Below are 13,998 nucleotides of genomic sequence, written 5' to 3'. Positions count from 1 at the left end.
GATGAGCTCCTTTAGCTCAGAAAAACCGCACACTCACCGAAAACTGCTCCTGCGTCCTGGGCTCGATCAGGTTGAAGCGCAACTCAACGTTTTCCTGGTCCAGATAGTCGTCGCTCGGGAGCTCAACAATCTGGAAAATGGAGGAGCCAGCCGGGACCGTCTGGAAAATCAGCTCCGACGGGTCGATCAGTTGGTTCGCCGGTTGCACTTCCAGGTTTTCCACGTCGAACGGCCGGTTCGACGTATTCACGATGAGGATCGCGATGAGTTCACGCCGATCCGGATGAATCGCCCCATAGCGCTGGAAGATCTGCCCGAAATCCGTCACAACCCGAAGCGGAATCCGCCGCTCAAGGATCGTCCCCGGCAGCCTTGCACCGAGCCGCACCAGCGTCGGGTTATCAGCGGTCGCTGACGCGCTGAAGCTGCCAGTGGCAATCCCGCCGTCCGGGTGCGCCTCAAGCGTGCCCGGCACCTGACCAAGAACCCCAGTGGGGCTGACCGTCAGCGTCAGATCCTGCCTCTCGGAGATCACTCCCGTCTCCGGATCGTTGGCCCGCACCGCCGCGGTGATCTCCGTTGGGTCGTCCGCCCCGGCCAGAATCACATCGGGTCGTGCCCTCAAAGACAGGGCACCGGGCTGGTTCTCGGCTGGATCGACTGAAATCGTCGCCTGCTTCTCAACGCCACCGAAGGCGACCGTGAGCGCCGCATCACCCGCAGTCACCCCAGCGATCCTAGCCGACGCCGGATCACCGCCGACGGACTCGATCCGGGCAACGCTCTCATCGTTTTCCGCGACCCCCCAGGTGGCCACGTCCGAGATGTTCTCGGCTGATTGATCACCTTCGTATTCTGCGCAGGCGACGATGCCGAGTACCTGGCTGCGGTCCACGTTAATCACTGAAAGGTCGTCAGAGCCGCCGCATTCCCCGGTGGTCAGTCGAATGGCCTCCACCGCACCCGGATCGAAGACTTCGATGTCGACGGTTGCATCCGCGTCGCCCTGGCCGTTCTCACCATCGTAGGTCGCGGTAATGACCGCAGTGCCTGCTTGCTCTGCGTTGACCAAGCCGTCTGCCACGTTGGCAATGTCCGTGTTGGCCGATTGCCACGCCACATCGCCCGTTAAGTCATCCGTTGTCTCGTTTTCGAACGATCCAACGGCCGTGAGCTGCACGGATGAGCCCACCGCGACGCGCACCGGCCGAGGCTCTGTCGGCCGAATTTCCAGTGTCTCGATACTCGGTGCCACCACCGAGATGGTCGTACCCCCGGAGACGCCGCCAAACGACGCCGAAACACCGGCGGATTGCCCGGCCTGCATGCCGCGGACGAGCTGCTGGCCATCGTCCAACCCGTCGAGCCGCACTGCGACGGCATCGCCGTCCGTCTGGACTTCCCATTCGGCCTGCTCAGTGACGTTGTCCTCGGAGCCGTCTTCGTAGAGCGCCAACGCCGTCAGGCGAACCGTACGGCCTTCTACCACAGAGTCCCTGCTGGCCAGAACCTGAAGCTCTTCGATGGCAACCTCATCCAGGGCGTCGTCGCTCCCATCCGGCGCGGTCGGGACGTCCACCCAGTCGGGTGCTGTGGGTTCGTCACCGCCCGAACTCCCTCCGCCGCCGCTTCCGCTACTGAAGCAGCCCGCCATCAGGAGTAGGGCGAAAATGGTCAGTGCCACACCGCCCAGTTTCGTCCACGTGAAGCCGCTCCGTTGCATCGGCTCTCGCCCTCAGTTCATTGCTTGTTATTGATTGCCCCGGTGTAACAGATGTGCGCCGCTGAAAAGAGCGGACACTTCACAGAACACCAAGAGTGAGACGACGTAGCTGCGGCGTAAGCACCCGGTGATGACCGTCTTGCGGTCAGAGGGTTTAGGGGCTCAGCGGTTGATCTCGTCGGTGAACTCGCCGTGTTCCATAGCGGTCGCCACGGCCGCATCAAGCCGCAGGAGGGTCTCGGCGAGGGATTCGGTGTCGCGGCGCCGGAGCACGGCGAGCGCCTGATGTTGGTCGGTTGCCACCGCGACCTCGCCGATCGGGTATTTGTACCCGATATCGATGCTGCCCTCACCGGCGAGCAGCTCCTCGATATTCGGTAGATCAAGGTCAGTGATGTGCGCCATAGATCCCCCTGGCGGATCAGGCCGCCTGCGCGTGGCCCCGCTCGGTGCCCAGAGCCATGTTCCAGGGCAGCAGCTCGTCGATGCGGTTGATCGGATGTGCACCGATACGCTCGAGCACCGCCCTGAGGGAGGCGTAGGGATCGACGCCATTCAGCCGGGCGGTGCCGATGAGGCTGTAGATCAGCGCCGCACTATCCCCGCCCCGGTCGTAGCCGGCGAAGAGGTAGTTCTTGCGGCCAAGCGCGACAGTGCGCAGCGCCCGCTCGGCGGCGTTGTTGTCGATCTCCACCCGGCCGTCGTCGCGGTAGCGTGTCAGTGCCGACCAGCGCTCAAGCGCATAGCGCACCGCCACCGCGAAGGTCGAATTCGCCGAGACGCGCTGAAGCTTGTCGGTGAACCAGGTGAGGTGAACCGCACCGTGTTCATGGCGTGGCCACACAAACCGGCCTCGCTCCAGGCGCTTGGCATACAGGCACAGCCCCTGGCCGTCCCACCACAGCACCTTGATGCGGTCCCCGCGCCGGCCGCGGAAGACAAAGATCTGCCCCGAGAACGGATCCTTGCTCAACCGGTGCGCGACCATCGCCGCGAGCCCGTCGAAGCCCTTGCGCATGTCCGTGAAACCGGCGACCAGGTAGATGCGCGTGCCGGTCGGTGGCGCCATCATCGGCTCAGCACCTCCAGGGCCACGCGCAGCGCCGCACCGTCGGCGTCGCCCCGCACGACCACCCGATGGCCGCCGCTCAAGGTGATCTCCAACTCCCCATCACCCGGCCTCGGGGACCGCTGCCGCTCGGCCGCCGCAGCGGCAGGCGCCTCGGCCACGTGGATGGGCACAAGTGCCGCCGCGCTCGTGCCCGTCGTCTCCTTCAGCAGACCCTCCCGGTAGAGCTTGCGCCACTTGAAGAGCTGGTTGGCGTGGACGTCGTGGCGGCGGGCGACCACCGACACTGAGCCGCCGTCGGCCAGCGTCTCCTCCACCACTCGCCTCTTGTAGCCGAGCGTGAAACGCCGGCGCCTGTCGCCGCCAGCGGCCCGAGTGTGTTCTTCGTTGGTGTCCACTTCGCCTCCAGGTGGACACCTATCCGGCGCCCACTTCACCCATGGAGACGCGATCATCGGCAATCACCGATACAACAGGAAGGCGGTGCTCACCGGACGCTTCCAAGTTTGTCGATTCACTTTACAGCACTGACGCTGGCTACCGGTGACCGGCGGTGCACGGCTTGCATTGCGGGCATAGTCTCCTGAGCAATGGGCGTTTCTTGTTACTTCTGGTTCGGTTGGTTGGGGCGTGCTGATCCGCAAAATTGCTAGCGCCCACACCATCAGCGCCCACGCCACTGTCAGACATCTTTACGCATGCATTGCCGCTCGTTCACGCTGTATTCGTAAAGGCATGATAAAAAAGGTTTTAATAGATCTGGCCCGAAGCTTGCTTCCCAGTATATGGAAGAAAAATACGTGATTTGAAACACTCCACCGCCAGTCATGGTGGTGGTCAATCGCCCCGAAGGGTGGAGGAAGTACGATATGAAAAAGACTTGGATACTTGGAATGTCAATTGTCAGTGGCCTGGCGTTGACTGCGCCAGCTCAGGCGACTCTGCTCTTCGATGGGTTTAGTGACCCCGAAGAAGATAGGCAGGAGGCGACTGCAAGTTTAGGTGAGACTGTTCAGTCTGATGAGATCGCGATCTCTGACACGGACCTGACGAACGCGCAACGTGGCTTGGAAATAAAAAACCTGGAAAACAGCGGCGGCGACGCGACGATTCGGGTTATGAACGGTTCTATGAACGGTTCGTTGAGTCACAGCCAAGATGCTCAGACGTTCGCGAGAAGCTGGACGACATGGACCTTCGACGAGATGGACTTCTCCACCCCGTTACGTCTGGTGTTCGCGATTAACCAGAGTGAAGACGCCACGCCTTTCACGTTCACCCTCTTTAACGATGGTGGAACCTCTACTGAGGTGGCGTCCGACGGCGGGATGATCGACGAGGTTGCAGACGTGGGTGGCGGGGATCCTGTCAGGCAGTCGTTCAATCTGTTCTCCGACCTGGATCTGCTTGAGGGCATCACAGGGGCACGCCTGGAAATCGACGGCACAAAGACCTCTGCGCTCGATGTATCCTTGGACTCTGTCAGCGCGGATGTTCCCGCGCCGGGTGCGCTTGGTCTTCTTGGCGTCGGCCTCCTCGGCTTGGGTCTTGCGACCCGTCTGCGTAAGCGTGCTTAACCGAGGCGCGATCACGAGAAGCTGAGTAAGACGGTAATACTCCTGAACGGCAGCCCTTGGCTGCCGTTTTTTTTGCTGGCACGCCGCCAGGCACGGTGCGCAGCGCCTTGACTGGTGATGTTCCGGCTCAGGTATTGCTGGGCCGGAACCGGCGGGCAATGGCGTTTGCCCGCATCCATGATTCAGCCGTAGTATCCTGATGTTTTTACGCGCGCGCGGTGGGCGCCCCCTGCGAGCATGCTGCGGCGCGGCCGCGTAAGTTCAAGGAAAAGAAGCGTGTTCGAGTTCGTCTTCTGGCTGGCCCTGCTGGTCCTCATCTACATCTATCTTGGCTACCCGGCCCTGGTCCGGTTGCTGGGCCAGTGGGGCCGACCCATCGCCTGGGCCGAGGACCACCACCCCACCGTGAGCATCCTCATCCCAGCCCACAACGAGGCGGATGTCATCGAGGCCACCCTGCGCAACAAGCTCGCGCAGGACTACCCGCGGGACCGGCTCGAGATCCTCGTCGTCTCCGATGAATCCATTGATGGCACTGACGAAATCGTCCAACGCATCGCCCAGGACAGCCCGGTGCCCATCCGCCTGCACCGCCAGTCCCCCCGCCAGGGCAAGACCGCAGGCATCAACACCCTGGCGGATATGGCCACAGGCGATGTCCTCGCCTTCGCCGACGCCAACTCCCTCTGGGCCAAGGACGCCCTGGCCAAGCTCGTCCGCAACTTCAGCGACCCGGACGTGGGCTACGTCACCGGCAAGATGGTCTACACCCACGAAGACGGCTCCCTGGTGGGCGACGGCTGCAGCGCCTACATGAAATACGAGAACTGGCTCCGCGAGCAGGAGACGCGTATGGGCTCCATCGTCGGCGTGGACGGCGGCATCGACGCCATGCGCCGCAGCCTCTACCAGCCCCTGCGCCCCGAACAACTCCCGGACTTCGTCCAGCCCCTGAAGGTGGTGGAGCAGGGGAGCCGCGTCATCTACGAGCCCGAGGCACTGTTAAAGGAACCGTCACTCCAGGACAACGACAGCGAGTTCGCCATGCGCGTGCGCGTCACGCTGCGCGCCCTGTGGGCGCTCAAGGACATGGCGCACCTCATGAACCCGGCCCGCTACGGCTTGTTCGCGTTCCAGCTTATCTCCCACAAGCTGCTGCGCTACCTGGCGTTCATCCCGCTCATCGTGGTCGCCGTCACCAACCTCATCCTCATCAACGATGGCGCCCTCTACGCCATGGCCGGCATCGCCCAGATCGCCTTCTACACCATGGCCCTGCAGGGCTACCGCGCCACTGACGTCAGCGACGCCCCGGCCTGGAAAACCGTGCCCTACTACTTCACTCTATTGAACGTTGCCTGCGCCCGTGCCGCCATGGCGTATTGGAAAGGGGAGCGGAAAGTGGTGTGGACACCGAGGAAGGGGTAATGACCACCAACGGCGCATCCGCAGGTACGGAACAGCAAGGGCAAACGCAGTGAAAGAGAAACTTGTCAGCGTCGTCATTCCCGCCTACAACCGGGCCGCCTACATCGAGCGGACGGTGGACTCCGTGCTGGGGCAAACATACCCGCACGTCGAGTTGATCGTGGGCGATGACGGCTCAACCGACGGCACGTACGAGATTCTTCAGCGGTACGAGAGTGAAGGAAAACTCACGCTCCTCACCCATCCGGAGCGCGCCAACAAAGGCCAGTCCGCCACCCTCAATTGCGCCCTGGACCAGGCGCAGGGTGAATATATCTGCGTGCTAGACAGCGACGACATGTTCGTCCTCAACAAACTCGCTGTGCAGGTGGACTATCTGGAACGCCACCCGGAGATCGGGCTCGTCTATTCCAACGGCCACGCGGTGGACGAGAACGACAACATCCTCTACAAGATGCTCCCAGAGGATCACCGGGAAGAAAACGACCCCGGCCGACTCCTGCTCGACTGCTACTTCCTGCTGCCGCAGAACGCCATGGTGCGCAAGGCCGTCTTTGACCAAGCCGGTCGCTTCGAAGAGAGCTTCCGCTCTGCTCAAGACCACGACATGCTGTTGCGCGTCGCGGAAATCACTACCATGGCCTATATTCCGAAATATCTCTTCTATTATCGCCGTCACGGAGAGTCCATCAGCGCGCGCCGGCAGGATGTGCGCTGGAAAACGGGCTTCGAGATCCTCAGGCGAGCGGCCGAGCGCTACCCGTACCCAAAGTCAGTCGTCCGCCGGCGCCGGGCCGTGCTCCACTACCGCATGTCCCAGGTGTTCCGGTCCCAGGGGCGCACGTCGAAGGCGTTGCCGCATCTCCTACTGGCTGGCGTGCTTGATCCGCAGCGCGGACTGGCTGTTGCTATGGGCAAGGAGAAAGGCTGAGCCATGGGCCTGCGTGTTCTCCATCTGATCGACAGTGGTGGGCTATATGGGGCCGAGCGGATGCTCTTGGCGTTGGCCGAGGAGCAGATCAAACAAGGTCTTGAGCCAACTATTCTCAGCGCGGGTGATCCAGAAACCGTTGAAAAACCCTTGGAAAGGGAGGCACGGCGCATCGGGGTGTCGGTTTTGCCGTGGCGCATGAAGCCGGGCCTGAATCTTTCTGAGGCCTACCGGATACTGCGATGGGCCAAGCGGCACCGCATCCAAGTTCTTCATTCGCACGGTTACAAGTTCAATATACTTCTAGGGGTGTGGCCTAAGAGCCAGTTCAAAGGTGCCGCGCGCGTGTGCACCTGCCATGGCTACACTGCACCTATGCTCGCACCGACTTTCAATCTTAGGCGTTCTGTCGATCAATTTCTTGTTCGGACTCGTTATTATGCGGCAAGCCTCGTTCCTACGGATTCGGATGCTTGTTTAAATTCGAAGAAGAACAAGGTTTTTATACCGAATCCTTTGCCTGGAGATTTGTACCAAGAAGATGAAGGATGGGCAGAGCGCCGCGGCCCAAGCACGTCACCGTTTAAGCTCGTCGCTTTGGCCCGCCTGTCGGCAGAAAAGGGCGTAGAAGAGTTGTTGACTGCTTTGGGGCGGTTGCACCGTAGTGGCGTAGCTGTTCGACTCGATCTTTACGGGGAAGGTGAGCTTGGCCAAGACTTCCGCAGATGGATTGACTCTCAGGGGTTGGCGGAAGTCGTTAATATGAAAGGGTTCACGGACCATCCGGTCGCCGCAATGAAGAGTGCCGATGCCTATATTCTGCCGTCACGCTCAGAGCGTATGCCTATGACCGTCCTTGAGGCGATGTTTCTTGGCCTACCGATTATAGCGACCCGTGTTGGAGCAATCGAATATATGCTGGAAGGGTATGAGCCCTCGTACATGGCGGAACCAGGAAATTCTCATGGACTGGAGAAATCGATCTTGGACGCGCTCAATGGGCCGAAGTATGCGCCGAGTGATGTTGTAAGGCAATGTCTGACAAAGTTCGCGCCTCCCCGGGTTTGTTGCGAGTACACACAGCTCTATGAGAGAGCGCTCTTTTCATGAGAAGACTCTGGATAACGTGGGTAAAACAGCGTCGGAATGTCGGCATGGCAGAGCTGGTCGGTGCGGAATTGCATGTATTAACCGTCAACCGCCCAAGACTTATCAGGTACCTCGAGCTTGGCGCTCGGACAGTACGGCTTTTAGTCCAGCGACGTCCAAATGTCCTCTTTTGCCAGAACCCCTCGATCGTATTGGCGGTTCTTGCCGTTGTCTTAAAGCCTTTTTTTCGTTATCAGTTAGTAGTCGATCAGCACAACGCGGGCATTCAACCTTTAGACGGTCGCTCCGTGCTTCTGCAGCGAATGGCGAATTTCGTAAAGCGTAGAGCAACAATTTCAATCGTTTCTAATCGTGAGTTGGTTGAAGACGTCCAATCTCATGGGGGGCACGCAGTCGTCTGCCCTGATCCTCTCCCGGTTCCGGGAACCGACCCAGTTACTGAAGACGCCAGACGTCGTATTGAAAGCGAACGTCCTTACATTTTGGTCGTGTGCAGTTGGTCAGAGGATGAGCCCTATGAAGAGATCTTGGCGGCAGCGGAACTGGTTGTGGATCTAGGCGTGGATCTCTTATTCACAGGCCACCCAAAACCGAGTGCTTTGGCGAATGGCCGTCCCGCTAACGTGAGATTTCTTGGATTCGTCCCCGATCCAGATTATGATGCCCTTATGGTGGGCGCCCTTTCTGTGATTGTTCTTACAACTCGTCAGAGTTGCCTGAATTGCGGTGCTTACGAGGCGGTTGCGTCGGGTGTTCCCCCGATCCTGTCCGACACCACTGCTTTGAGAGGAGCGTTTGCTCCAGGGGCGGTTTTTACGACTAATCAGAAGAGATCAATCGCACGAGCGATACGAGTGGCTTGCAGTGAATCCTCGCGGCTCCGGCAGTTGTTGCCAGCGACTTACAACTCTCTAAACCAAAGTGTGTCAGAGGCTCTCGATGTGTTGGAACAGGACTTAAGGAAACGCTGATCTAACTGCCTTCGCAGTAGTTAAAATACGGGGCCGATGACCTTGCCCGGCTGAATTGGGTTCACGGACGTCGGCTCTGGATGCCGTATGTCAGTCGCTGGCTATCGGTATGTCCGGGACATCAATTGGTGAGCGCAGTACTCGCGGTGCAGCAGGAACGCCAGGAGGCGACTCATAACAAGCCAGCGGATGCGCTCAGGCAAGTGGTGGCAGACCACCGGCACCAAACGGCTCACCGGGCAGTTTGAGAAAACTCTAGTGTTCTTGGTGCCTCTGGCCGTGCGCTGCAGTCATTGCTACACAAACGCTTTCCCTTCTCCGAAGGTGTCCCGGTTTCATCGAAAACGAAGACAAACAATTCATTGTCGGATGACAATGTACCGTAATTTAGAAGTACTTTAATCTCATCATCTCGCCAAGTAACCGGTGTTTGAATTTCGTAGCGGCTCGCTTCAGTCAGCGTCTCTGCATCGGCCAAAACAACTCTCTGGCGGCTGTTGTCAAGGTAGATTTCATCGATCTCCCAGTAGTTTAGATTGCCACCAATGTTTGGACCAACCTGGGCAATCGTCGGTCCGCCGAACGTAGGATCCCAATTCTTGTAGTCGAGGCGTGGTGTCGGCGCGCCGCGTGCAATCTCCTTTCCATCAAGTCTTGCAACGATTTCTATATCTTCGGTTTCTTCTGCCAGGGTCATTTCCCATTCATACAAATGCCATTCACCGCCGCTCATCAACGGGCGAACATTGTCGCTGGATGATACAGGCGAAGGCCCTGATCGGCCCCAAGAGTAAGAGCTATAGCCGCTTCTGCTAGGGGTTTGCCATACGCGACTCGTTGAGATTCTCGGCTCTGTGTAACCGGGATCGTCGTTTCTTGAATCTGGAAAAACAGCTGTGGCGCCGGAATCCAGACCAGTTATAGTTTCGCCCCGTAGCCTGTTGGCGTTATGGTTGCCAGGTATCGCCAAGGTGACAACATCAATATCGGTACCTTCCTCTACCCCCACTAAGACGCCTTTTTGGTCACCAACCGTGATGGCCTCACCCTCCTGCGGATTCCGCCCAGGAGCCACGTCTCGACGATCAGCAACGGTGTAGTTGAATTCGCGGAAAACCTTTGACGACGTTTCGATCCGCCACCTGTAGGCTACGTTATGCCAAGTACGCAACCAGAATGCGTAATAAATGTGACGGTCACCTGCCCATTCGTCCCTGTTCTGCCGACCACCATGCGCGACAGGCCAACTCAGTCGAGAACCGCCGCGGTGTCCGTAATAATGGCCATCAGAACCATCATGGCGCTTCTCTCTGTTGCGCACCATATGTACGCCGGTTCCGCCTGTATCTCCCCACCGCGCGTTACCTTCACCGACATCCTGACCGCTGGGAATTTCCGCAAGGTCACCAAGGCTGCTATGTAAGTCGTTGAGAACTCCGCGCTCGTAGTCGTGGGTAGCGAAATCGTGCAGAACGGCTGATCCATGCTCCTTATCGCCAAAACCTGATCCGTAGATAGTAAGAGTCGACTCATTTTCGTTGCCCACGTTGTCTTCGCTCGCTGTGACGCCGGTGACTTCTGGCGCACCAAGAGCCGCACCAGGGAATAGGAAGCCGAGCATCAAGACAGAACCAGCAGCACAAAAAAATGTCCGGTACACAATTACACCTCAATCGTTCGTAAATATACTCCAATGTTTGAGAGGATAGCAGATGCCAGCAGGTGTTCTGTGACGGATGCACGGTCTCTGCCGCGTCGCGCCTCGACGTTTTGTCGGATGACCGAAGTGGCGCTACATCTTTGCCGGCTGATGGCAGCCCCCCCCCAGGATCGACGCGGACAGCCATCGCTGACAAGCGGAAACACGTCGGCACTTGGGGGAGGTTTCCTGAGCGTGACCAACAGACTTCGAGCACCCCCCTTGATCCGATTCGCGCATGCAAGCCTCCTTCTGGGTCGCCACCCTCGAATCCGCCGTATTCTGTCTCAACCAAAGCCCTCAGCATATAATAGTCACTCAGCCCGGAAGAATCGTCCGCTGCGGGTTAGCTGGATTGCAAGGGATTCGGGTGCTGCGTCATCCTTTTCCTACCCTGACGATGAGTCATTCACGGTAAACGGTGAAAAATATGTTTTTCAGAAAAGAGGCTGCACGCGAAAGTAAATGGACAGTGATTATTCAAGATATCGATTGGCCAATTAAGGGGTTTCGGAAAGCTAGAAGGTTCCGAGATCTCCTAGTTCCTGGTTTGTATTGGCGCCATGGAGATAATATATGGGTGCATTGGAAATCAAAAATCCCTGCGCACTTGGTTTTGACGAAATCTGGTCGGAGGCGCGCGCTGAGTGTGAAGAGTATTATAAGGCTAATAATCAGGGGTGTTCCCCCGTATTTATTTTTTTCAAGAGGCAGGAGTGATGCCGGCTACTCAATAATCATTAAAAAAGCATCTCAGAATAAAAACTTTTCGGGTTGCCTTCTTGTGGATCCTGCGGGGGGGAGAGTCTTGCATACAAGTGACGGCAAAGGCTTTACTGGAAAGCAAATAGAGTTGAGGCGGCGCTGGGCAAAGTATGTTGCATCACCATATTTTGAAGCTAGTGGTGATGGGGCGTTCATGAAGGAGCAGCTGATTGACGGGCGTCGGATAACTGACCTTGATAAGAGAGATCAGTTTCTCGTTATGAAGCAAGTTTTTTATTACCATAGAGAGTTAATGGCCGAGTCGATGGGGGATAGCGAAGAGGCAATCGAAAGGATAATGCCAAATGGAAATGTCGAACTCATTCCTGAGAGTATAAGAAGGCATTTTACCGATAAAGAGTGGATCAGGAGAGTGCGGGATCTCCCTTTGTCTATTTCTATTGCGGATCCTCATATTAACAATATCATTGTTGATGATAAAGACTGTGCAAACGTTATCGATGTTTTCCCTATGAGGTGGAATCCATGTTACCGCGACGCAATGGCATTTTTGTGGTATAGGCCTTCGGGGAGTATAGGCAATCTGGAGTATTTAATTGAATCTTACTTTGACGGGAAATACGATGATGAGATTGATGAAATGATCAAAAAAGCTGGACAGAATTGGACAGTAACAAGCGAGACAAGGAAAGCCCTGATGGCAATGTCGATCGCGTTGGTGGCTGCTGATTATTTTCCGAGAAAAGAATCTCTTGACGGGAGGTATACGAGACTTTTCTTGTCAATGTTGTCGAGGTCCGATGTCTTAAAGCGCGAGCTATGTGAGTAGCCTAAAAAAGAATAAGGATCAGCTGTTTTGGTGTGCGCTTTAAGAAAGCATGCGCTCAGATGCGTGTTGGCGGATTCGGTCTATGACGTTTTCCCATGTGTACTCAGTATTGATCACCTCGTAAGCATGCCTGCCCAACTGTTCCAGCGTATTTGGGTTTTCGAAATACTGGAGAATTTCGTCGGCGAGTACGGACGAGTCGCCTGGAGGGATTACGCTGCCCGAGTTGTTTTGGCAAATAATCTCTGGCATCGCGCAACAGTCAGTGCCGATGCACGGAACCTTATGCGCCATGGCTTCCAAGAAAACCTCCCCGAAAGCCTCGTTATACGAGGGTAGAACGAATAGCGTCGCGTCCTGATAGAGTTGGCTGTAATGAATAAGGCCTTCTTTGGATCTCTTGTCGAGAAAGCCAACACATTCGACTCCTGGTTGGTCGATTGAGAGTGTTTGGCCCGCCAAGATTAGGCGCGCATCAGGGTGGGTTTTTCGAACCTTGCGGAAAGCTTCGAGAAGTATTTCGCCCCCTTTTTGCGAGAAGCTGTGAGAGGCCACAAAAAGAATCGTTTTTCTTGTATAGTCTTTCACTGGGAGATGAAGGCCTGCAAACGGACATCCGAAACCTGCATAAAAAACCTTGTCCTCAGGTAGCCGGAAGTCGTCTATGAATCGATTACGGAGTGTTCGGCTCATGGTGAATACACCGGTGAGGTTCTGGTAAACGGTCTTTTCGAAATTGACTGCTTTGCGGATTAGGCGAGGACGTTCTGGGAGGTTATTCTTGCCCGCCAGGTAACCGTAAATGTTGTTGTCATGATAGGAGAAGCAGGGGATGTCGTGTCTTCTCGCGTAGGGGGAAAGATCGAACGTGGATCCTATCTGAAGGATCGCGTTGAAGTTCAATGTTGTTTGTGCGATTCGTCGTTGGGCCCAAAAACTTCCGAAGTAGCGGCGCCGGATGTCAAGCTGGTTCTTAAACTTCCAAATGTCCTGCGAGTATGATGCGTTCATAAGCGTGAAGGCGCGTTTGAGGGTGAGGGGCATATCTACATCCAAGATGCCGGATGACAGCCCTGTATGCTCGAGTTGAGTTAGCAGATTGTAAAAAGCGGACCCTTTTCGGTGTTGAAAGGGGATATTTTGCATTACGCCAACGAATCGCGGACTCTCTGGCATTGTCTGACCCTGTTTATCGTGGTGTCGTGTCGTTTCCGTTAGTATGTCGATGCTGCCGCAGGGATACCGCTGTTACCGAAGGAGAACGAAACTGTGGGGCTGCGAGTGCGTGTGGCCGAACGCTGGTACGGCTTCGCCGTAGCCCGCTCTCCCCAGCGCCAAGTGAATGATGGTACCTTGCCTTGGGTCGCGCCGTTAAGAGCGCTGCGGGCAATTAGAGGCCCCGTGTATGATGTACAAAGTCGCCTTCGTGGTCGATGGGGTTAGCAACCCTTTTGCAGGCACAGAGGGGCAGCTGCTTCATCTGATCGAAGGGCTTCAGGAAAACGGCATCTCTTGCGAACTTGTTTCCTTGCAGTCGTCCACGTACTTGGAGCGAGGTGATGTTCCTTGCCCCGTCAGGATACTTGGTTGCGGGAAGACTGCAGAGCTAGCCACCTGGGTAGCACTCTGGCGCGTAGGGCGTGACCTAGCGCGAGGGGGTGTGCGGGTCGCTCAGACGTTCATGATTGATGCGTCGGTCGTGGCCCCCCCAATGTTCCGCCTATCGGGTATCCGTACACTGGTGTCGCGCCGGGACCTCGGCTATTGGTACACGCCTGCTTACCGCGCTGTGCTGCGGAGAACCAGCCGAGTAGCGGCAGGTTATGTTTGCAACAGCGAGGCCGTGGCGCGGGGGACGCGGGAAGCAGAGGGAGTTTCGGCGGATCGTTGTCATGTTATCTACAACGCGTTGCCCGTGCTTAGCGGTTCATCCCC

Annotated in this window: 12 protein-coding genes and 3 pseudogenes; 7 read left to right on the top strand and 8 right to left on the bottom strand. The window is 57.1% G+C overall.

Annotated features, from left to right (window positions below; translation table 11 throughout):
- Window positions 1-16: 16 nt before the first annotated feature.
- The 5 genes and pseudogenes from KU884_RS16150 to KU884_RS19305 form a co-directional block, all read right to left on the bottom strand.
- Window positions 17-1,723: an Ig-like domain-containing protein gene (locus KU884_RS16150; RefSeq protein WP_167783577.1), complete on the bottom strand. Its 1,707-nt coding sequence runs from the start codon at window positions 1,721-1,723 to the stop codon at window positions 17-19.
- 162 nt (window positions 1,724-1,885) lie between these two features.
- Window positions 1,886-2,128: a hypothetical protein gene (locus KU884_RS16145; protein WP_167783576.1), complete on the bottom strand. Its 243-nt coding sequence runs from the start codon at window positions 2,126-2,128 to the stop codon at window positions 1,886-1,888.
- Between the two features lie 16 nt (window positions 2,129-2,144).
- A pseudogene (locus KU884_RS16140) lies at window positions 2,145-2,477 on the bottom strand (transposase); the annotation flags it as partial.
- A 108-nt stretch (window positions 2,478-2,585) separates the two neighbouring features.
- Window positions 2,586-2,711 (bottom strand): annotated as a pseudogene (tnpB, locus tag KU884_RS19310) (IS66 family insertion sequence element accessory protein TnpB); the annotation flags it as partial.
- Window positions 2,712-2,791: 80 nt separating this feature from the next.
- A complete protein-coding gene (locus KU884_RS19305) occupies window positions 2,792-3,190 on the bottom strand; it encodes a transposase (RefSeq protein WP_167783574.1) in 399 nt (132 codons plus the stop codon).
- 471 nt (window positions 3,191-3,661) lie between these two features.
- On the opposite strand from KU884_RS19305, the gene KU884_RS16125 reads away from it, so the two are divergent.
- Window positions 3,662-4,369 (top strand): PEP-CTERM sorting domain-containing protein, encoded by a 708-nt coding sequence (locus tag KU884_RS16125; protein WP_167783573.1) that lies wholly within the window; start codon window positions 3,662-3,664, stop codon window positions 4,367-4,369.
- 11 nt (window positions 4,370-4,380) lie between these two features.
- Here KU884_RS16125 and KU884_RS16120 read toward each other — a convergent pair whose 3' ends face one another.
- Window positions 4,381-4,548 (bottom strand): hypothetical protein, encoded by a 168-nt coding sequence (locus tag KU884_RS16120; RefSeq protein ID WP_167783572.1) that lies wholly within the window; start codon window positions 4,546-4,548, stop codon window positions 4,381-4,383.
- 97 nt (window positions 4,549-4,645) lie between these two features.
- Here KU884_RS16120 and KU884_RS16115 point away from each other — a divergent pair, with 97 nt between their 5' ends.
- From KU884_RS16115 to KU884_RS16100, 4 genes are read left to right on the top strand one after another with little or no spacing between them, the layout of a single operon-like run.
- Window positions 4,646-5,797, top strand: a complete 1,152-nt coding sequence (locus tag KU884_RS16115; RefSeq protein WP_217351388.1) for a glycosyltransferase family 2 protein — start codon at window positions 4,646-4,648, stop codon at window positions 5,795-5,797.
- Window positions 5,798-5,846: 49 nt separating this feature from the next.
- Window positions 5,847-6,728: a glycosyltransferase gene (locus KU884_RS16110; protein WP_167783570.1), complete on the top strand. Its 882-nt coding sequence runs from the start codon at window positions 5,847-5,849 to the stop codon at window positions 6,726-6,728.
- Window positions 6,729-6,731: 3 nt separating this feature from the next.
- The gene (locus tag KU884_RS16105) at window positions 6,732-7,838 is read left to right on the top strand and encodes a glycosyltransferase (RefSeq protein WP_167783569.1); all 1,107 of its coding nucleotides are present in this window, start codon (window positions 6,732-6,734) and stop codon (window positions 7,836-7,838) included.
- A gap of 44 nt (window positions 7,839-7,882) precedes the next feature.
- Window positions 7,883-8,809 carry a glycosyltransferase gene (locus tag KU884_RS16100; protein WP_167783568.1) on the top strand — a complete coding sequence of 309 codons (927 nt, stop codon included), beginning with the start codon at window positions 7,883-7,885 and terminating at the stop codon, window positions 8,807-8,809.
- 232 nt (window positions 8,810-9,041) lie between these two features.
- Here the strand turns inward: KU884_RS16100 and KU884_RS16095 are convergent, their stop codons facing one another.
- Entirely contained in the window at window positions 9,042-10,469 is a 1,428-nt protein-coding gene (locus KU884_RS16095) for a hypothetical protein (protein WP_167783567.1), read from the bottom strand.
- A 688-nt stretch (window positions 10,470-11,157) separates the two neighbouring features.
- On the opposite strand from KU884_RS16095, the gene KU884_RS16090 reads away from it, so the two are divergent.
- Window positions 11,158-12,063 (top strand): hypothetical protein, encoded by a 906-nt coding sequence (locus KU884_RS16090; RefSeq protein ID WP_167783566.1) that lies wholly within the window; start codon window positions 11,158-11,160, stop codon window positions 12,061-12,063.
- Between the two features lie 39 nt (window positions 12,064-12,102).
- On the opposite strand, the gene KU884_RS16085 is transcribed toward KU884_RS16090, so the two are convergent.
- Entirely contained in the window at window positions 12,103-13,107 is a 1,005-nt protein-coding gene (locus KU884_RS16085; protein WP_167783565.1) for a glycosyltransferase family 4 protein, read from the bottom strand.
- Window positions 13,108-13,468: 361 nt separating this feature from the next.
- On the opposite strand from KU884_RS16085, the pseudogene KU884_RS19300 reads away from it, so the two are divergent.
- Window positions 13,469-13,912 (top strand): annotated as a pseudogene (locus tag KU884_RS19300) (hypothetical protein); the annotation flags it as partial.
- Window positions 13,913-13,998 lie beyond the last annotated feature (86 nt).

Source organism: Aquisalimonas sp. 2447 (genome assembly GCF_012044895.1).
Taxonomy (GTDB): Bacteria; Pseudomonadota; Gammaproteobacteria; order Nitrococcales; family Aquisalimonadaceae; genus Aquisalimonas.
Note: the sequence above shows the minus strand (reverse complement) of the source record. Positions and strands in the feature narration are given on the sequence as shown.

What these genes read in the sequence shown, in the direction of transcription:
- KU884_RS16105 (WP_167783569.1), top strand. Translation starts at nt 6,732, where the DNA reads ATGGGCCTGCGTGTTCTCCATCTGATCGACAGTGGTGGGCTATATGGG.
- KU884_RS16145 (WP_167783576.1), bottom strand. Translation starts at nt 2,128, where the DNA reads ATGGCGCACATCACTGACCTTGATCTACCGAATATCGAGGAGCTGCTC.
- KU884_RS16100 (WP_167783568.1), top strand. Translation starts at nt 7,883, where the DNA reads ATGGCAGAGCTGGTCGGTGCGGAATTGCATGTATTAACCGTCAACCGC.
- KU884_RS16120 (WP_167783572.1), bottom strand. Translation starts at nt 4,548, where the DNA reads ATGGATGCGGGCAAACGCCATTGCCCGCCGGTTCCGGCCCAGCAATAC.
- KU884_RS16085 (WP_167783565.1), bottom strand. Translation starts at nt 13,107, where the DNA reads ATGCCCCTCACCCTCAAACGCGCCTTCACGCTTATGAACGCATCATAC.
- KU884_RS16150 (WP_167783577.1), bottom strand. Translation starts at nt 1,723, where the DNA reads ATGCAACGGAGCGGCTTCACGTGGACGAAACTGGGCGGTGTGGCACTG.
- KU884_RS16125 (WP_167783573.1), top strand. Translation starts at nt 3,662, where the DNA reads ATGAAAAAGACTTGGATACTTGGAATGTCAATTGTCAGTGGCCTGGCG.